General features: G+C 69.3%; 15 protein-coding genes. 5 read left to right on the forward strand and 10 right to left on the reverse strand.

Annotation, left to right across the window (positions count from 1 at the left end):
* Nucleotides 1-82 precede the first annotated feature (82 nt).
* Together BRX43_RS11155 and parE are read right to left on the reverse strand one after the other, a co-directional pair.
* Complete coding sequence (locus tag BRX43_RS11155; RefSeq protein ID WP_125994944.1) at nt 83-1006, reverse strand: Hsp33 family molecular chaperone HslO; 924 nt, start codon at nt 1004-1006, stop codon at nt 83-85.
* A gap of 114 nt (nt 1007-1120) precedes the next feature.
* Entirely contained in the window at nt 1121-3100 is a 1980-nt protein-coding gene (gene parE / locus BRX43_RS11160; protein WP_125994945.1) for a DNA topoisomerase IV subunit B, read from the reverse strand.
* A 177-nt stretch (nt 3101-3277) separates the two neighbouring features.
* On the opposite strand from parE, the gene BRX43_RS11165 reads away from it, so the two are divergent.
* Nucleotides 3278-4129, forward strand: coding sequence for an outer membrane beta-barrel protein (locus BRX43_RS11165; RefSeq protein WP_125994946.1), 852 nt, complete (start codon nt 3278-3280; stop codon nt 4127-4129).
* Nucleotides 4130-4233: 104 nt separating this feature from the next.
* Here BRX43_RS11165 and BRX43_RS11170 read toward each other — a convergent pair whose 3' ends face one another.
* Nucleotides 4234-4923: a GcrA family cell cycle regulator gene (locus BRX43_RS11170; protein ID WP_125994947.1), complete on the reverse strand. Its 690-nt coding sequence runs from the start codon at nt 4921-4923 to the stop codon at nt 4234-4236.
* 59 nt (nt 4924-4982) lie between these two features.
* On the opposite strand from BRX43_RS11170, the gene BRX43_RS11175 reads away from it, so the two are divergent.
* From BRX43_RS11175 to argF, 3 genes are all read left to right on the forward strand, one after another.
* Nucleotides 4983-5837, forward strand: coding sequence for an ABC transporter permease (locus BRX43_RS11175; protein WP_125994948.1), 855 nt, complete (start codon nt 4983-4985; stop codon nt 5835-5837).
* Between the two features lie 240 nt (nt 5838-6077).
* Entirely contained in the window at nt 6078-7268 is a 1191-nt protein-coding gene (locus BRX43_RS11180) for an aspartate aminotransferase family protein (RefSeq protein ID WP_125994949.1), read from the forward strand.
* Between the two features lie 107 nt (nt 7269-7375).
* Nucleotides 7376-8293 (forward strand): ornithine carbamoyltransferase, encoded by a 918-nt coding sequence (argF, locus tag BRX43_RS11185; RefSeq protein WP_125994950.1) that lies wholly within the window; start codon nt 7376-7378, stop codon nt 8291-8293.
* Nucleotides 8294-8368: 75 nt separating this feature from the next.
* Here the strand turns inward: argF and BRX43_RS11190 are convergent, their stop codons facing one another.
* The 3 genes from BRX43_RS11190 to BRX43_RS11200 are packed head-to-tail and all read right to left on the reverse strand — an operon-like array spanning nt 8369 to nt 10771.
* Nucleotides 8369-9157, reverse strand: a complete 789-nt coding sequence (locus BRX43_RS11190) for a LysR family transcriptional regulator (RefSeq protein WP_125994951.1) — start codon at nt 9155-9157, stop codon at nt 8369-8371.
* 10 nt (nt 9158-9167) lie between these two features.
* Nucleotides 9168-9566 carry a Co2+/Mg2+ efflux protein ApaG gene (apaG, locus tag BRX43_RS11195; protein ID WP_125994952.1) on the reverse strand — a complete coding sequence of 133 codons (399 nt, stop codon included), beginning with the start codon at nt 9564-9566 and terminating at the stop codon, nt 9168-9170.
* Complete coding sequence (locus BRX43_RS11200; RefSeq protein ID WP_125994953.1) at nt 9563-10771, reverse strand: aminotransferase class I/II-fold pyridoxal phosphate-dependent enzyme; 1209 nt, start codon at nt 10769-10771, stop codon at nt 9563-9565. The genes apaG and BRX43_RS11200 overlap by 4 nt, the downstream gene beginning before the upstream one ends.
* Nucleotides 10772-10824: 53 nt before the next feature.
* Between BRX43_RS11200 and BRX43_RS11205 the strand changes: the two genes are divergently transcribed.
* On the forward strand, nt 10825-12060 hold the full coding sequence (locus tag BRX43_RS11205; RefSeq protein ID WP_125994954.1) for a phospholipid carrier-dependent glycosyltransferase: 1236 nt from the start codon (nt 10825-10827) through the stop codon (nt 12058-12060).
* On the opposite strand, the gene BRX43_RS11210 is transcribed toward BRX43_RS11205, so the two are convergent.
* From BRX43_RS11210 to BRX43_RS11225, 4 genes are read right to left on the reverse strand one after another with little or no spacing between them, the layout of a single operon-like run.
* The gene (locus BRX43_RS11210) at nt 12057-13157 is read right to left on the reverse strand and encodes a glycosyltransferase family 2 protein (protein ID WP_125994955.1); all 1101 of its coding nucleotides are present in this window, start codon (nt 13155-13157) and stop codon (nt 12057-12059) included. The genes BRX43_RS11205 and BRX43_RS11210 overlap by 4 nt on opposite strands.
* Complete coding sequence (gene leuB, locus BRX43_RS11215) at nt 13157-14200, reverse strand: 3-isopropylmalate dehydrogenase (RefSeq protein WP_125994956.1); 1044 nt, start codon at nt 14198-14200, stop codon at nt 13157-13159. The genes BRX43_RS11210 and leuB overlap by 1 nt, the downstream gene beginning before the upstream one ends.
* 38 nt (nt 14201-14238) lie before the next feature.
* Nucleotides 14239-14970 carry a DNA repair protein RecO gene (gene recO / locus BRX43_RS11220; RefSeq protein WP_125994957.1) on the reverse strand — a complete coding sequence of 244 codons (732 nt, stop codon included), beginning with the start codon at nt 14968-14970 and terminating at the stop codon, nt 14239-14241.
* 59 nt (nt 14971-15029) lie between these two features.
* On the reverse strand, nt 15030-17828 hold the full coding sequence (locus tag BRX43_RS11225) for a DUF3857 domain-containing protein (RefSeq protein WP_125994958.1): 2799 nt from the start codon (nt 17826-17828) through the stop codon (nt 15030-15032).
* Between the last annotated feature and the right edge of the window lie 36 nt (nt 17829-17864).

Genomic DNA, 17864 nt, shown 5'->3' on the forward strand with positions numbered 1-17864 from the left:
ATGGCCGGAGCCATCAAGGGAGAAAAGCGTGTCGATCACCCGAACACGCACTCCTCCTAGACCCGAAACCCTCACTATAAGGTTAACGGACTGGTTCCAATTTCTCGGCATCGACCGGAAACTTGGTCGAGCAGAAGGCGCAGTCGACCGCGATGATGCCATGTTCGTCGGCCATCTCGCGCCGTTCCTCGACGCCGAACTTGGCCAGGACGCCCAGGATATGTTCCGGCGTGCAGCGGCAGCCGCGGGTCAGCATGGTGCCGGGCAGCACGCGCACCTCGCTCTCCTCGTTGAACAGCCGCCAGACCAGCGTCTCCAGCGGCAGCGTCGGATCGGCCAGCTCGTCCGCGCCAATGGTCTCACCCAGCGCCGCGACATGTTCCCATTCCGGATGGTCGAGCCGGACATGCAGCCGCTCGCGTCCCTCCTCGCCGTCCGGCAGATGCTGGAGCAGGATACCGCCCGACACCAGCGACCCGTCCGGCTGGCGGATCGCGCCGACCCGCAACAGCGTCGGGATCTGCTCCGACTGGACGAAATAGCGTTCCGCCGCGCTGGTCAGCGTGTCGCCGTCGAGCGGCACGATGCCCTGATAGCGCTCGCCGGTCGTCGCCAGGTCGAAGGTGATCGCCAGATACCCCTTGCCGAACAAGGCGAAGAGCGACGGATGTTCCGGCGCCTCGGCCAGCCGGTCGGCATCATATTCGATATAGCCGCGCAGCTCGCCGCCCCGATAGTCGCAGACCAGCAGCTGCACCACGCCCGACTCGGCGCGCGTCTGCATGGTCAGCTGGCCGGCCGAGTCCTTCAGCGTCGAGCCCATCAGCGCACACAGGGTCAGCGCCTCGGCGAGCAGGGCGGCGATGGCGGGCGGATAGGCATGGGCGGCCAGCACCCGGTCGAGCACCGGCCCCAGCCGGACGACGCGGCCGCGGGCGTGCCGCTCGGTGATGGTGAATCCCAGGGTCTGGTCGGTAATGGGGACAGGCGTGATCGAATCGGTCATGGGCGTAGCTCCTCGCCCCGGCGGTCGGCCGGGGAGTGATGCCGCAGCTATAAGGCGGAAAAGCCGGTTATCTGGGAAGCGCCGGGGCGATTGGCAACTCGGCCCCTGCCCCGGTCAGGCGTCCAGCGCTTCCTCGTCCAGCCGGGCGGCATTTTCCTGGATGAAGGCGAAGCGGTGCGCGGGGTTGTTGCCCATCAGCCGGTCGACCAAATCCTTCACCCCGGCCCGGCCCTCATATTCCTGCGGCAGGGTGATGCGGATCATGCTGCGCGATTTCGGGTCCATCGTCGTCTCGCGCAGCTGTTGCGGGTTCATCTCGCCCAGCCCCTTGAACCGCGCCACCTCGACCTTCTTGCCGCGAAAGGCGGTGCGTTCCAGCTCGGCCCGGTGCGCGTCGTCGCGCGCGTAGAGCGACTTGGTGCCCGCCGTCAGCCGGTAGAGCGGCGGCTGGGCGAGATGGAGATGCCCGCGCCGCACCAGATCCGGCATCTCCTGGAAGAAGAAGGTCATCAGCAGCGTCGCGATATGCGCGCCGTCCACATCGGCGTCGGTCATGATGACGACGCGTTCGTAGCGCAGCGCGTCGGGCCGGCACTCCTTGCGCGTGCCGCAGCCCAGCGCCTGGATCAGGTCGGCGATCTCCTGGTTGGCCAGGATCTTGGCGCTGGTCGCGGAGGCCACGTTCAGGATCTTGCCACGGATCGGCAGGATCGCCTGGGTCTTGCGGTCGCGCGCCTGCTTGGCCGAACCGCCGGCCGAATCGCCCTCGACGATGAACAATTCGGTGCCGGCGGGGTCGTCGGCCGAACAGTCGGTCAGCTTGCCCGGCAGGCGCAGCTTGCGCGAGGAGGTGGCGGTCTTGCGCTTGACCTCGCGTTCCGCCTTGCGCCGCAGTCGTTCGTCCAGCCGCTCCAGCACATAGCCGAGCAGCGCCTTGCCGCGCTCCATATTATGGCCGAGCCAATGGTCGAAATGGTCGCGCATCGCCCGCTCGACCAGCCCCGCCGCCTCCGGGCTGGTCAGCCGGTCCTTGGTCTGGCTCTGGAATTGCGGTTCGCGGATGAAGACGGAGAGCATCAGCTCGCTGCCGACCATCACGTCGTCGGCGGTGATCTCCTTGGCCTTCTTGTTGTTGACCAGGTCGCCGAACGCGCGCAGCCCCCGGACCAGCGCCTGGCGCAGGCCCTGTTCGTGCGTGCCGCCATCGGGGGTCGGGATGGTGTTGCAATACCAGCTATAGCTGCCCTCGCTCCACAAGGGGAAGGCGACGGCCCATTCCACCCGTCCCTGGTCGCCGGGAAAGTCCTGCCGTCCCGCGAAGAAATCGGCGGTCGCGCATTCGCGGCCGCCCAGTTGCTCGCGCAGGTGATCGGCCAGGCCGCCGGGAAACTGGAACACCGCCTCGGCCGGCGTCGCGTCGGTCAGCAGGCTGGCCGCGCACTTCCAGCGAATCTCGACGCCCGCGAACAGATAGGCCTTGGAACGGACCAGCTTGTAGAGCCGCGCCGGCTTGAAGGCCTGGTCGGGCCCGAAGATCTCGACATCGGGCGTGAAGGCCACCGAGGTGCCGCGCCGGTTGGGGGCCGCGCCGACCTGTTCGAGCGGCCCCAGCGTCGCGCCGCGCGCGAACCGCTGGCGATAGAGCTGGCGATCGCGCGCCACCTCGACCACCGTGTCGCTGGACAGAGCATTGACCACCGAGATACCGACCCCGTGCAAGCCGCCCGAGGTCGCATAGGCCTTGCCGGTGAACTTGCCACCCGAATGGAGCGTCGACAGGATCACCTCCAGCGCCGACTTGTCCGGGAATTTCGGATGCGGGTCGACCGGGATGCCCCGGCCATTGTCGACGATGGTCAGCCGATTGCCGATATCGAGCGACACCTCGATCCGCGTCGCATGGCCGGCGACCGCCTCGTCCATCGCATTGTCGAGCACTTCGGCGGCAAGGTGATGCAGCGCGCGCTCGTCGGTGCCGCCGATATACATGCCGGGCCGGCGGCGGACCGGCTCCAGTCCCTCCAGCACCTCGATCGACGAGGCGTCGTAGCTTTCGGGCTGGCCTCCCGGGGAGGCGAAAAGGTCTTGGGCCATTACCGTCCTCCCCTAGCGCAGGCCACGGGCAAAGGCCAGCACAAGCGTGAACGGATCGCGAACATGGACCATGCCTCCTGTGGCCGAATAGCCACAAATCGACTGGAAATTGCCATCGAGCGGATACGGACGCGCGGCCCCTCCGTTTCTAGGCGCGTCTTTACCGGGAGTTAGATGATGCGTCATATGCTTACGGCCGCGCTGGCCGGCACGACCTTGCTTGCCTTCGCCGCCCCCGCCGCCGCGCAGGAAATGACCGAGGACCGGCCCTTTTCCGGCCTCTATATCGGCGCGGCCGGCGGTTATGACGTGCAGCCCAACGATGTCGGCTCGGGCATCGCCTTCGACCGCAACCTGGATGGCCGGTTCGGCGACACCGTGCTGACCGGCACGGGTGCCAACGCCTTCGCGCCCGGCTTCTGCAACGGCGCGGCGCGCACGCAATTGTCGCCCGCCAATGGCGGTTCGTGCCGCAACGACAAGGACGGCTGGGCCTATTATGGCCGGGTCGGCATGGACACGCAGCGCGGCAATATCGTGGTCGGCGTCGTCGGCGAATTCGGCAAGACCGAGATCAGCGACAATGTCACTGCCTTCTCCTCCACGCCCGCCAGCTATGTGATGTACCGCAACATCGACTGGGAAGCCTCGGTCCGCGCCCGTGCCGGCTATGCGGCGGGCACGACGCTGTTCTACGGCACCTTCGGTCCCGGCTATACGCGGATCGACCGCAGCTTCGCCTCGACCAACACGACCAACAGCTTCACCGGCTCGGGCAAGCGCAACCAGTTCGGCTTCCTGGGCGGCGGCGGCATCGAGCAGAAGATCACGCGCAACATCTCGGTCGGCATGGAATATATGTATCACCAGTATCAGGACGACGATTATCGCGTCCGTGCCGGTGGCCCGGCGGGCACGCCCTTCACCAATGCGGCGAATGGCGGCACCACCAACGGCACCGACTTCCGCCGGACCGACGACAAGTTCCGCTGGCACAGCATCCGAGCGACCGCGGCGCTGCGCTTCTAAGACGGAGGCGCGCGGGCGGGGTCCGCCCCGCCCGCGCCTCGCCCAACGAAAGACTCCCGCCGGCCGATGGGCTGGCGGGGGTCTTTCGTTTCAGCTCTCCGCGATCAGCGGACGCGCGGGCCGCCGAAGGGCAGCGGCGGCGGCGGGCGGCGATCGCGACGCGGCATCTGCGCCTGATAGGCATGGCCGCAATGCTCGACGCAATAGGGAAAGCCGGGGTTCACCTTGTCGCCGCAGAAGTGGAAATCGGGCTCGCCCGGATGGCCGAGCGGCCATTTGCAGATGCGGTCGTTCAGATCGAGCAGGCTGGTCTTGCCCGCCATTTCGGGCGACGGCTTGGCCGGCACCAGCCGGCGCGGCGGCGCGGGCGTGGCGGGCGGCTGCTGCTCGCCGGGCGACTGGCGGACGAAGCCGCCGGGACCGACCGAGCGCAGCACCGGCTGCGGCGCGGCGATTCGCTCCGGCACGGGGGCGGGCGCGACATCGTCCTCGTCATCCTCGTCCTCCACCGCGACCGGCTCGGGCGCGGGTGCAGGGGCCGGAGGCGGCGCGGGCGGCGGCGGTGGCGGCGGGGCGGCGACGACCACCGGCTCGACCGGGCCCGGGGCCGGTTCGCTCGCCGTGCTGTCATGCGACTTCACCGGCGACGGGCGGGCCTGGAGTCCGAGTCGGTGCGCCTTGCCGATCACCGCGTTGCGGCTGACGCCCCCCAGCGCATCGGCGATCTGGCTGGCCGTCTGGCCGCCTTCCCACATCGTCTTGAGCGTTTCGATCCGCTCGTCGGTCCAGGACATGCAGTTTCCTTATCTTGCGCCGTTGCGGGCGGCGGCGGCAGCGAGTACCCGAGCGGGTGATGAGCAGCCAACCCCCGATCGGTCAAATTCATTCCCGAATCAGGAACGCCCCCGGCGTGCCCGTAATCCGGAACATCAACTGGGGCGGCCTTCGTACGCTCTATATCAAGGAGGTGCGCCGTTTCTTCAAGGTGCAGCTCCAGACCATCTGGGCGCCGGCGATCACGACGCTGCTGTTCCTGATCGTCTTCACCGTCGCGACGGGCGCCAAGCGCCCGGTGCTGGTCGGCGGCGAGACGGTGACCTTCGCCGATTTCATCGCCCCCGGCCTGATCATCAGCCAGGGGATGATGGGCCCCGCCTTCGCCAATGCCAGCTTCTCGCTCTTGGTCGGCAAGATCCAGGGCACGATCGTCGATTACCTGCAACCGCCCCTGTCGACGATGGAGCTGCTGACCGCATTGGTCGGCGGCGCGGTGACGCGCGCGGCGATCGTCGGCTTCGTCGTGTGGCTGGCGATGGTCGCCTATCCCGGCGTCCATGTCACGCCGCACGCCCCGCTCGCGATCCTGTGGTTCGGGCTGCTCGGCACGCTGTTCCTGTCGTTCCTGGGCGTGCTGACCTCGATCTGGGCGGAGAAGTTCGACCATGCCGCCGCGGTCACCAATTTCGTGGTGACGCCGCTCGCCTTGCTATCGGGCACCTTCTATTCGGTCGACCGGCTGGCCCCCTCCTTCCGCGCATTCAGCCATGCCAACCCGTTCTTCTACATCATCTCCGGCTTCCGCTACGGATTCCTCGGCGTCGCCGATTCGCCGATCGCGCTCGGCTCGCTGGTGGTGCTGGGCATCGACGTGGTACTCGGCCTCGCCTGCTACCTGTTGCTCAAGCGCGGCTGGCGGTTGAAGAACTGATCGGATCGCGACGCCCCTCCCCCTTGTTCCCCGGCGAAGGCCGGGGCCCAGTTGGGTAGGTTGCTGTAGGAAAGCGTGAACCTCTCCAATGCCGGCCCCCAACTGGACCCCGGCCTTCGCCGGGGAACAGGAAGGGGGCACCCCCATCCCGATTCGGTTGCGTCCCCCTTCCTGCTTCCCTATTGACACGGCTCAGGCGACCGCTTGGGTCGCCTTTTGTCGTTTGGAAGGATTTCCGCCATGTCGATGCCAGCGCTTATGCCCGTCTATCCCCGGTGCGGGGTGCGACCGGTGCGAGGCGAGGGCGTGTACCTCTATGGCGAGGACGGCACGCGCTATCTCGATTTCGCGGCGGGCATCGCGGTCAACGCGCTGGGCCATGGCCACCCCAAGCTGACCCAGGCGATCGCCGACCAGGCGGCGACGCTGATGCACGTCTCCAACCTCTACGGATCGCCGCAGGGGGAGCATCTGGCGCAGCGGCTGGTCGATTCGACCTTCGCCGATACGGTGTTCTTCACCAATTCGGGCGCGGAAGCGGTGGAGTGCGCGATCAAGACCGCGCGTCGCTACCACTTCGCCAACGGCAATCCGCAGCGGCACAAGCTCATCACCTTCCGCAACGCCTTTCACGGCCGCACGCTGGGGGCGATCTCGGCGACCGACCAGCCGAAGATGCGCGACGGGTTCGAGCCGCTGCTGCCCGGTTTCGCCTATACCGCGTTCAACGACCTGGACGCGGCGCTGGCGCTGATCGACGACGAGACCGCCGGTTTCCTGGTCGAGCCGATCCAGGGCGAAGGCGGCCTCGCCACCGCGACGCCGGAATTCCTGCAGGGCCTGCGCAAGGCGTGCGACGAGCATGGCCTGATGCTGGTGCTGGACGAGGTGCAGGCGGGCTATGGCCGCACCGGCAAGTTCTTCGCGCATGAGCATTACGGCATCACGCCCGACATCATGGCGGTGGCCAAGGGCATCGGCGGCGGCTTCCCGCTCGGCGCTTGCCTGGCGACGGCCGAGGCGGCGAAGGGCATGGTGTTCGGCACGCACGGTTCCACCTATGGCGGTAATCCGCTGGCGATGGCGGCGGGCGAGGCGGTGCTCGACGTGCTGCTCGAGGACGGTTTCCTCGACCATGTCGCCGAGATGGGCGAGCGGCTGCGCAGCCGGCTGGAGCAGATGATCCCCAATCACGACCATCTCTTCACCGAGGTGCGCGGCAAGGGGCTGATGCTCGGCCTGAAGCTCAAGACCGACAGCCGCCGCTTCGTCGGCTTCCTGCGCGACGAGCATCAGCTGCTGACCGTCTCGGCGGGCGAGAATGTCGTGCGCGTGCTGCCGCCGCTCATCATCGACGAAAGCCATATCGAGGAATTCACGCAGAAGCTGTCGGATGCCGCGCGGGTCTATGTGCCCGCCGCCGACGACTGACATCACCCCCTCTCCCAGCGTGGAGAGGGGCCAGCGGCGCATGGCGCGGGCGAGCGATCCGTCCCGGACACAGCGCCATGCCGCCGCGACTTTGGGGGACTGACATCATGCGCCATTTCCTGAACCTGGCCGATGCCGGCGCATCGGGCGTCGCCGCGATCCTGGCCGATGCGATCGACCGAAAGGCGGCACGCGCCGGCTGGCCCAAGGGCCGCGCCGATGCGGATGCGCCGCTCGCCGGCCATGTGCTCGCCTGCGTGTTCGAGAAGAACTCGACCCGCACCCGCGTCAGCTTCGACATGGCGATCCGCCAGCTCGGCGGCAGCTCGATCGTGCTGGATGCCGGCACGATGCAGCTCGGCCGGGGCGAGAGCATCGCCGACACCGCCCGCGTCCTGTCCGGCTATGTCGACGCGATCATGATCCGCACCGACGACCATGCCAAGGTCGAGGAGATGGCGCATCACGCCACCGTGCCGGTCATCAACGGCCTGACCGACGCCTCGCATCCCTGCCAGATCATGGCCGACCTGCTGACCATCATCGAAAGCGGCAAGGCGCTGCCCGGCTTGAAGGTCGCGTGGCTGGGCGACGGCAACAACGTGCTGTCCTCGATCGTCGAGGCGGCGGGGCTGATGCAGTTCGACGTCGTCGCCGCCTGCCCGCCCGGCTACGCGCCCGAGGAAGAGGCGATCATCGCCGCCTCCGGCCGCGCCCGCGTCGTGCATGACCCGCGCGAGGCGGTGGCCGATGCGGACATCGTCGTCACCGATACCTGGATCTCGATGGGCCAGGCCCATGCGGAGCAGAAGCTGCACGCGCTCGGCCCCTATCAGGTCGATGCCAGCTTCATGGCGCTGGCCAAGCCCGACGCCAGGTTCCTCCACTGCCTGCCCGCGCATCGCGGCGAGGAAGTGACCGCCGACGTGATCGACGGGCCGCAATCGCTGATCTGGCCCGAGGCGGAGAACCGGCTCCATGCGCAGAAATCGATCCTGCGCTGGTGCTTCGGGCAGATCGACTGAGGGTAGACGCGGCGGCCTGTTCGAGGCCGCCGTGGCCGATAGGGACGATGCGACGTCGTCCCTATCCGTACCGCCCTACCCGCCCAGCGCCTCGACCAGCAGCCTGACCTTCTTCTGCCGCCATTGCGGCAGCGGCGCGACCAGCCAATAGCCGAGGCGCGACGCATGCGGCTCGCCGAGCGCGACGACGCGGCCGCTCGCCAGGTCAGCCGCCGCCAGGATCTCCGGCACCGTCGCCCGTCCCAGCCCCGCCGCCGCCGCGTCGATCGCCAGGCCGGCATCGTCGACCCGCACCAGCACGCCCGCCTCTTCTGGCGCGCCGGGCCAGGCGATCGCCGCGTCATGCCCACCGCCCGGCGCAGCGACCGTCACCATGCCCTCGGACTCGATCGCCTCGCCCTCATGCTCGCCCGGCCCCTCGCCCCAGCGGATCGCGAGGTCGAGATTGGCCTGGGTGAAGTCCACCTCGCCATCCGCCGCGATCAGCACGAAGCGCAGGTCCGAATCCGCCGCCGCGATCCGGGCGAGACGCGGCATCAGCCATTTCTCGGTCAGGTCGCGCGGCGCGGCGATGGTCAGCGACTTGGACGACTGGCCCGCCTGCATCGCCCGCACCGCCTCCTCGAACTGGAGGAAGCCATCGCGCAAGGGAGCAAGGCCCGCCTCCGCCTCCGGCGTCAGCTCCAGCCCGCGGGTGGTGCGGCGGAACAGCACGACGCCCAGCGTATCCTCCAGCGCACGGATCTGCTGCCCGACCGCGGCGGGCGTCACCGCCAGCTCGTCGGCGGCGCGGGTGAAGGACAGGTGGCGCGCCGCCGCGTCGAGCACGCGCAGGCCGTTCAGCGGCAGATGCGTTCGCTTCATGCCCCGCCTCCTATTGGGTCACGGCCGGCGCATGGAGCGCGAAGCGGGGAATGGCGATGTCGAAGGTCGTGCCGCTGTCGTCGACCATGCGATAGCTGCCCTGCATCGCACCGCTGGAGGTGGCGAGCGGACAGCCGGACACATAGTCGAAACTGGCGCCCGGCTCGATCAGCGGCTGCTCGCCGACCACGCCCTCGCCCTCCACCGTATGGCGCGCGCCGCGCCCATCGGTGATGATCCAGTGGCGCGACAGGAGCTGCACGGTGCGGTCGCCGGCATTCTCCAGCCGGATATGATAGGCCCAGAACCAGCGTCCCCGCGTCGGTTCCGACTGTTCGGGCAGGTAGCTGACCGAAACGCGGACCGTCACGCCGCGCGTCGTCTCCGCATGCGGGAACAGCGCCTTCATAGACCCACGGCCAGCAACGCCCGGTCGAGATCCTCGATCAGGTCGTCGGCATCCTCCAGCCCGACGTTCAGCCGGATCATGCCTTCGGAAATGCCCATCTCCAGCCGCTTCTCCTCGGCGACGCTGCTATGGGTGGTGGAGGCGGGATGCGTCATCAGCGACCGCGAGTCGCCGATATTGTTGGAGATGTCGATCAGCTCCAGCGCGTCGAGCAGGCCGTGCGCCTGGCTGCGACCGCCATCCAGCTCGAAGGCGAAGATCGGCCCGGCCGCCGACATCTGGCGCATCGCCAGGTCATACTGCGGATGGCTGGGCAGGCCGGGATGCAGCACGCGCGGCACCCGCCCTTCCAGGAAAGCACCGACCTTGAGCGAATTCTCCGACTGGCGGCGGATGCGCAGGTCGAGCGTCTCCAGCCCCTTCAGCACCACCCAGGCGTTGAACGGCGACAGCGTCGGCCCGGTGTTGCGCGTGAAGGGCAACAACGTGTTGTCGATGAAATCCTGCGTTCCGCACACCGCGCCGGCCAGCACCCGGCCCTGCCCGTCCATCATCTTGGTGGCGGAATAGGCGGTCACGTCCGCGCCGAAGTCCATCGGCCGCTGGAGCGCGGGGGTGGCGAAGGCATTGTCGACGACCGTCGTGATCCCCCGCTCGCGCGCGATGGCGCAGATCGCCGACAGGTCGGCGATGTCCATCGTCGGATTGGCCGGGGTCTCGAAGAAGAAGACCTTGGTCTCCGGCTTCACCGCGTCCAGGAACGCCTGCGGATCGCGCGCGTCGACCACGGTGGTGCCGATGCCGAACTTGGGCAGCAGCGTGTCGGTCAGCCAGCGGCACGAACCGAAGGCGGCGCGACCCCCGACCAGATGGTCGCCCGCCTGCAACTGGCTGAGCAGCACCGCCGTCATCGCCGCCATGCCCGACGCCATGGTGCGGCACGCCTCCGCCCCTTCGAGCAGCGCGATCCGCTCCTCCAGCATCTGCACGGTGGGATTCTGGAGGCGGGAATAGGTCATCCCGTCCTGCTCGCCGGCGAAGCGCGCGGCGGCGTCGCCGGCGCAGTCATAGGCATAGCCCGAGGTGAGGAACAACGCCTCCGACGTCTCGCCATATTCCGAACGGGCGGTCCCCCCCCGAATCGCCTGGGTGGCGGGGCGCCATTGGGTGGTGATCGAACGGTCCTGGCCAGTCTTGCGCTTCATGCGCCCGCTTTGCCGTCTTGCTCCCGCGCCCGCAAGCAGGGACAAGCAGGATCGTGCCACAGATCCTCCGCCGCCCCCTGCCGCTCGCCCTGCTGATCGCGGGATGTGCAGAACTGCTGTTCGCCTGGCGGGTGACGATCCCGTCCAAGCCCTATTTCGACGAAGTCCATTATGTGCCCGCCGCGCGGACGCTGCTGGCCCTGGCGCACCCGGCGAATATCGAGCACCCGCTGCTCGCCAAGGCGCTGATCGCGCTCGGCATCCGGCTGTTCGGCGATGATCCGCTCGGTTGGCGGGCGCTGTCGACGCTGGCCGGCTCGGCGGTGGTGGCGGGTGTGTTCGCGCTGGTGTGGCTCGGCACGCGGCGGCTGCGCCCCGCCCTGGTCGCGGCGGTGCTGACCCTCGTCAACTTCACCGTCTTCGTCCAGGCGCGGATCGCGATGCTGGACGGGTTCATGGCCGCCTTCGTCGTGCTGGGCGCGGCGAGCCTGTTGTGGTCGATGGAGGGCGCGCCGAGGCAGGTCCGTCGTCGCTGGGGCCTGGGCGCGGCGCTGCTGGGGCTGGCGACCGCCTGCAAATGGACCGCCGCCCCCTATGTCGCCTTCGCCGCTCTCGCCTATCTGCTGCTGCGGCGCGGGCGTCCGGACCGCTGGCCGGGACTGGGCCCGGTCATGGCGCTGGCGCTGCTCGGCGGGGTGAGCGTCGCCACCTATTTCCTGACCTTTATCCCCGCCTTCTTCTACGTGCAGGAGCCGCTGACGCTGGCGACGCTGCTGCCGTTCCAATGGACCATGTTCCAGCAACAGACCCAGGTGCTGCCCGCGCACACCTATCAATCGGCCTGGTACACATGGCCGTTCGACTGGCGGCCGATCTGGTATCTCTACGAGCCGGTCGACGGGGCGCAGCGCGGCGTGCTGCTGCTCGGCAACCCGGCGGTGATGTGGGGCGGGCTGTTCGCGGTGCTGGCCTGTGCGGGCGCATGGCTGCGCACCCGCGCGATCCGGCCGGGCGCGGCGGCGGGCCTGTGGATCGGCAGCATCGCCATCTGGCCGCTGATCCCCAAATCGCTGGGCTTCTTCTATTATTACTATCTTCCCAGCATCTGGCTGGCGGTGGTGCTGGCCGTCGCGCTCGACCATTGGCGCGCCCGGCTGCGCTATTGGGACGAGGTGGTGGTGATGCTGGCGGTCGGGCTGTTCCTGCATTTCTACCCGATCCTGTCCGCCGCGCCGCTCGCCGGACCGGGCGCGTTCGCACGCTGGATATGGCTGGACAGCTGGGCCTAGTACCGCCCCCAGACGAACCGCCGCGACAGCGCGTAATTCCACACCGCGCCCACCAGCACGCCGGCCAGCGCCGACACCGCCCAGGTATCGGTCTTCGCATCGTGCAGGAAGGCGGCGACGCCGACATTGGCGAAGGCTCCGATCCCGCACACCAGGCAGAAGGACAGCCATCCCCGGAACAGCGCCGGGCCCCCGCGAAGCCGCCGGTCGCGATAGGTCAGGGCGTTGTTGAGGAAGAAATTGCCCGTCATCGCCGCCGCCGTTGCGGCGATCTGCGCCGTCAGGAAGCCGGTGCCGAGACCCAGATGAAGCAGGATCAGCACCGCCATGTGCATCACCACGCCGACCGCGCCGATCGCGGCGAACATGGCGAAGCGCACCGGCACGATCCGCCCGAAGCGGCGGTCGTAGAGCGCGATCAGGAACTCCATCGCCACGACATGGTCGAGCTTGCTCTCCCCCTCGGTGCGCAGGCGGAAGACGTAGGGAAGCTCGGCGAAGCGCAAGGGCGCGGGCGCGGCGGTCAGGATGTCGAGCAGGATCTTGAAGCCGATCGCGCGCAGCCGGGGCGCCAGCGCCCGCGCGATACCGGTGCGGATCATGAAGAAGCCGCTCATCGGATCGCGCAGGTCGACGCGCAGCACCGCCTGCGACAGCCGCGTCGCGAAGGCCGACTTGGCCACCCGGTCGCGGTCCCAATCGCCCGTGCCGCCGCCGGGCACGAAGCGCGAGCCGACCACCAGGTCGAGATCGGGCTCCGCCGCCAGCCGGTCGGCCATCAGCGGCAACAGCGCCTCGTCATGTTGCAGGTCGCCGTCCATCACCGCGACCAGGGGCGCGGCCGTCGCGCACATCCCCTCGATGCACGCGCTCGACAGGCCGCGCCGACCGATGCGCTGGATCACCCGGACGCGGGGGTCATGCCGCGCCAGCGCGCGGGCGGCCTCCGCCGTGCCGTCGGCGCTGTCGTCGTCGACGAACACCACCTCCCAGCACCGGCCCGCCAACACCGCGTCCAGTCGCGCGACCAGGGCCGCGACATTGCCCCGCTCGTTGAAGGTCGGGACGACGACCGCCAGTTCGAGCGACCGCTCCATTACAGCGCGGCGAGCACCGCGTCGGTCATGCCCTGCGTCGATAACGCCCCGCCCAGATCGGCGGTGCGCGCGCCCCCCGCGATCGCGGCCGCCACCGCCGCCTCGATCCGGTCGGCGGGCTCGGGTCGGCGCAGCGAATGGCGCAGCATCATTGCCGCTGACAGGATCGCGGCGCACGGATTGGCCTTGCCCTGGCCCGCGATATCGGGCGCGGAGCCGTGGATCGGCTCGTACAGCCCCTTGCCGGCGTCATCCAGGGCGGAGGAGGGGAGCATCCCGATCGACCCGGCGCACATCGACGCCTGGTCCGACAGGATGTCGCCGAACAGATTGCCGGTGACGATCACGTCGAACTGGCCGGGATCGCGCACGAGCTGCATCGCGGCATTGTCGACATACATGTGCGACAGGGCGACATCGGGATAGTCGCGCGCCACCTCGACCACCACGTCGCGCCACAGCTGCGAGGTCTCCAGCACGTTCGCCTTGTCGACCGAGCAGAGCCGGCTGCGGCGGGTGCGTGCGGTGTCGAAGCCGACCCGGGCGATTCGCGCCACCTCCGCCTCGTCATAGCGCATCAGGTCGCGGCCCTCGCGCAGGCCGGCCGGGGTCCTGCCCTGGCTCTTCTCGCCGAAATAGACGTCGCCGTTCAGCTCGCGCACGATCACCAGGTCGATCCGGCGCGCGATCTCGGGCTTGAGCGCCGAGGCGTCCTCCAGCCCGGCGAACAGCTTGGCGGGGCGCAGATTGGCGAACAGCGCCAGTTCCTTGCGCAGGCCCAGGATCGCCTGTTCAGGGCGCAACGCGCGCTCCAGCGAGTCGAATTCGGGATCGCCGACCGCGCCGAACAGGATCGCGTCGGCGCGCGCCGCCAGCGCCAGCGTCTCGGCCGGCAGCGGATGGCCCGCCGCCCGGTATGCCGCGCCGCCCACCGGGGCTTCCTCGAACCGCAGGTCGAGGTCCAGCGACTCCAGCACCTGGCGCGCGGCCTGGGTGACTTCGGGACCGATGCCGTCGCCGGCGAGCACTGCGATCAGGGACATGACTACCTCCGCCGCCGCCCTTGCCGGGCGGCGCGACGTCACGCAACCGCCCTCTTCACCGCGTCGATCAGCCGGTCGCGCGCGGGCAGCGGTTCGGCCCGGCGCTCAGTCAGCAGGTCGCGGGCCAGGAAATGGCCGGTAAGCGCGAAGCCCTGCGTGATCGCGGCCCCGTCCGGCTGTCCACCAGCCAAGAGAAATTCCGGCAATCGCAGTAACTTGTCCTCATATCCCACCGCCGCGCCGCGCGACACCGCGCCGCCGCTGCGCGGGCTGACATAGGCCAGATCCTCCGTCAGGCCTGTCACCACGCAGCGCTCCAGATCCAGGCCAAATCCCAGTTCGGCAAGCAGCAGCAATTCGAACCGCACCACCGCCCCGGCCCAGCCGCGCGCGGACGGGGCCGATTCGATCGCGGTCAGCACGCCGTCCAACCCGTCATAGAGATAGGGATAGGGCTGCGCCTCGGGCAGCGCGGTCGCGGTCAGCGCCGTCACCCAGGCGATGGCGGCGGCGGCAAGCGGTTCGGCATGGAGCGCGGCGCGGCTGTGCAGCATCTCCACGGTCAGCGCCGGCAATTGCTCCACCGTCCGCGCCCGCCATTCGCCACGCAGCATATTGCCCGGCTGGAGCACCGGGCGCAGCATCCGCGACCGCCCGCCCCGCACATAGCCGGGCTGCACCCCGTCGCCACGGGTCAGCGCCCGTGCGACCGCGCCATGCTCGCCATGCTGACGGGTCGCGAGCAGGATGGCGTCGGCGATCAGGTGCATCGCCGCGATATAGGCGCCCTGCCCCGTCCCCGCGAGTGGTCGGGGCAGGGCCGGCAGGATCAGGCCTTGATCCCCCAGCGACCATAGTCCCGGTCGACCTGGGGCCAGATGGTGCGCGCGGCCGTCAGGTCAGCCTTGGCCTCTGCGGTCTTGCCCTGACGATTGCGGATGACGCCGCGCATGTAGAGCGTGGCGGCCTGGTCGGGTTGCGTCTTCAACACCTCCTCGATGTCGGCCATCGCCTGATCCAGATGCCCCATCCGGTAATGGACCACCGCCCGGCTATCCAGCGCGGCCAGCCGGCTGTCGCTGAGTTCGATGGCGCGGGTGCAATCCTTCAGCGCCGAATCGAGCTGGACGTTGAGCGTCGCCTTCAGCCAGCAGCGCTGGTTGAGCAGGTCGGAATCGTTGGGGCTCTGCGCCAGCGCCTCGTCCATCGCCGCCAGCGCATCGTCGGCGCGCCCCGCCATGCCCAGCAGGTCCGCCTTGGACGCCAGATATTGCGCCGCCTCCTTGCCGCCGGCCTCGACATGCTCCTGCACCATGGCCAGCGCCGCATCCTTCTCACCGGCGGACATGCGGTAATTGGCCATCGACAGCACCGCCGCCATGCCTGCGGGGTCCAGGGCCAGCGCCTCTTCCAGATCGGCCTTGCGCTTCGCCTCGTCGCCGATCGTCGCATAGAGGCCGGCGCGCCACAGATAGGTGTTCACGTCCGGCTCGATCGACAGCGCCTTGGTCACGTCGGGGATCGCGGCCGCATAGTCGTAGATGCCGGCCAGGAAGCGCGCCCTGTTCAGATAGACCTCGCGATCCTCCGGATCATGCGCGATCGACCGGGCATAGGCCGCCATCAGCGGCTTGAGCGCCCCCGTGCGCCGCGCCGCGACGACATTGGCGTACATCGACGACTGCCCATCGGGTGCGACCACCTCCAGCAGGCGCGTCTTGGCCAGCGCGACGCGGGCGCGCGCCGCCGCCACCTGTTCCGGCGCGATCTCGCGCGCCGTGCCCACCATCTCGTCCTCGACCTCGACCACATTGCCCGTCATCCTGGCATGTCGGGTGATGGTACGACCGGCGATCGTCTCGGCCAGCGCCGTGTCGCCGCCCAGCGTGAAGCCGTCCACGCCCTTGGGGAGGATCAACCGGCTCCGATAGATTGCGCGTTCCGGGCCAGCGATGGTCACCGGCAACGCCCGCCAGGCCGGTCGCGCACGGTCGGGGCTGAAATCGATCTGCCCGACCGTCCGGTCGAGCACGTAGCGTCGCCGCTCCCGCTCCACGGCCCAGCCGGAGCCCAGCGTCCCGCTCGCCGTCATCGTCCCGATGCCGGTGGCGGGGTCGTAGGCCAGCGTCTCATCGTCCAGCCGCGCCTCGCCGACCAGCTTGCCGACCACCTCCTGCACCATGTCGCGCCGCTGCTCGGCCGTCGCCTGGTCGGCGACCAGCCCGATCATCGAGCCCGTCTGCCCGCGGAACTGGACGCGCACCGTCATCAGCGTCGGCAGGCGGATGCCCGCGCTCTGGTCCAGCGTCAGGCTGACCTCGCCGTCCGGCCGGGCATTGGCGCGGAACGGCACCTCCAGCAAGTCCGCCCCGCCCGCGCGCAACGGCAATACCCGGCGAAAGCCCGGCACGTCGCGGATATCGGCCAGCCGCGTGCCGCTCATCGTCCCGTCCAGCCACAGCGGCTCGCCGCCGATCGTCGCGCGCACCAGCACATGGTCGAACGCCCCCGGCAGCGGCAGCCGGTCGTCGACGACATCGCCCAGCCGCGCCGGGGCCAGCACCGCCTCCGCCTCGATCCCCAGGCCATGCAGCAGCGCGAGCAGCAACAGCGTCTTGGCCTTGCAATCGCCATAGCGCAGCGACCAGGTCTCCGCCGGCGTCTGCGGCCGGTAATTGCCGCCGTCCAGGCCGTTGTAGAGATAGCGCACCTTGTCCTGCACCAGATCGAGCGCCAGCGCCGCGCGCTTGACCGGATCGCTCTCGGCCGCCGCGATCCGGGCCACTTCCGCCGCCAGCGGGCTGCCCGCCGGGATCAGGCCGGTGGTGGCGAACAGCGGTGCGACCGCCTTGGACACGTCCGCCCAGCCGGCATAGCTCGACGCCTCCACCACCACCGGACGGTTGAAGCGCGCCGGCATGTCGCCGGGCCATTCGGGCTGTTTGGGCAATACGCCCTCGACCACCCATTCATGCACGCCCGCGACCGTGCGCTCGACCGGCTTCACCCCCTCGGCATAGGTCTTCCAGTGGATCGGATCGGTCGCCGGCCAGAGCAGCCGCGTGCGCACGAAGCCGAACCGCGCCGGCGTCGCGGGCAGGGGCGCGACGGTCTGCACCTGCCCCTTCAGCGCCGCGTCGCGGCTGGTGGTGGAGAAGGTGAAATGCACCACGTCGCCGATCCGCAGCCCCTCGATCGGGAGCGTGGCGGTGATGATGCCGTTGACCTGCCGCTGTTCCAGCTGCTGCTCGCGGCGCAGGACGGTGAAGCGCTTCGCCCCGGGCGCGAGCAGGTCGATATGCTCGGGGCCGCGCACGATCTCCAGCCGGTGGACGATCAGGTCGCCATGATCCGGCTGCCAGGGGATGCTGATCGTGCCCGCCTGTTGGAGGATCTCGGCCGATGCCATGCGGTTGGCGGTATCGACATAGCTCCAGACCTGCCCGTCCTTCAGCCGCTGCTGCGTGTCGAACAGGAGCGCGACGGGCGCGGTGGCGGACTTGCCGACCGGGCCGATCGGCGGCGCCGGCGTCACCCAGTCGGGGACCGGCTGGTAGAGCGGCGCCTCGCCGGCCCAGGCCGTCCCCGTCAGCAGCGCAACCAGCGCCGCCGCCATCATCCGTCGCATTTCCGTTCCCCCCCATGGGCGCAACCCCGGCCCCGA

It is taken from the genome of Sphingomonas sp. S-NIH.Pt15_0812, from assembly GCF_003951315.1.
Lineage (GTDB): Bacteria > Pseudomonadota > Alphaproteobacteria > Sphingomonadales > Sphingomonadaceae > Sphingomonas.

Excerpts from the sequence above, each read along its gene's own strand:
- BRX43_RS11180 (WP_125994949.1), top strand. The coding sequence starts at position 6,078 with ATGTCGATGCCAGCGCTTATGCCCGTCTATCCCCGGTGCGGGGTGCGA.
- parE (WP_125994945.1), bottom strand. The coding sequence starts at position 3,100 with ATGGCCCAAGACCTTTTCGCCTCCCCGGGAGGCCAGCCCGAAAGCTAC.
- BRX43_RS11175 (WP_125994948.1), top strand. The coding sequence starts at position 4,983 with ATGAGCAGCCAACCCCCGATCGGTCAAATTCATTCCCGAATCAGGAAC.
- leuB (WP_125994956.1), bottom strand. The coding sequence starts at position 14,200 with ATGTCCCTGATCGCAGTGCTCGCCGGCGACGGCATCGGTCCCGAAGTC.
- BRX43_RS11170 (WP_125994947.1), bottom strand. The coding sequence starts at position 4,923 with ATGTCCTGGACCGACGAGCGGATCGAAACGCTCAAGACGATGTGGGAA.
- BRX43_RS11155 (WP_125994944.1), bottom strand. The coding sequence starts at position 1,006 with ATGACCGATTCGATCACGCCTGTCCCCATTACCGACCAGACCCTGGGA.
- BRX43_RS11210 (WP_125994955.1), bottom strand. The coding sequence starts at position 13,157 with ATGGAGCGGTCGCTCGAACTGGCGGTCGTCGTCCCGACCTTCAACGAG.
- BRX43_RS11165 (WP_125994946.1), top strand. The coding sequence starts at position 3,278 with ATGCGTCATATGCTTACGGCCGCGCTGGCCGGCACGACCTTGCTTGCC.
- apaG (WP_125994952.1), bottom strand. The coding sequence starts at position 9,566 with ATGAAGGCGCTGTTCCCGCATGCGGAGACGACGCGCGGCGTGACGGTC.
- recO (WP_125994957.1), bottom strand. The coding sequence starts at position 14,970 with ATGCACCTGATCGCCGACGCCATCCTGCTCGCGACCCGTCAGCATGGC.
- BRX43_RS11190 (WP_125994951.1), bottom strand. The coding sequence starts at position 9,157 with ATGAAGCGAACGCATCTGCCGCTGAACGGCCTGCGCGTGCTCGACGCG.
- BRX43_RS11225 (WP_125994958.1), bottom strand. The coding sequence starts at position 17,828 with ATGCGACGGATGATGGCGGCGGCGCTGGTTGCGCTGCTGACGGGGACG.
- argF (WP_125994950.1), top strand. The coding sequence starts at position 7,376 with ATGCGCCATTTCCTGAACCTGGCCGATGCCGGCGCATCGGGCGTCGCC.
- BRX43_RS11200 (WP_125994953.1), bottom strand. The coding sequence starts at position 10,771 with ATGAAGCGCAAGACTGGCCAGGACCGTTCGATCACCACCCAATGGCGC.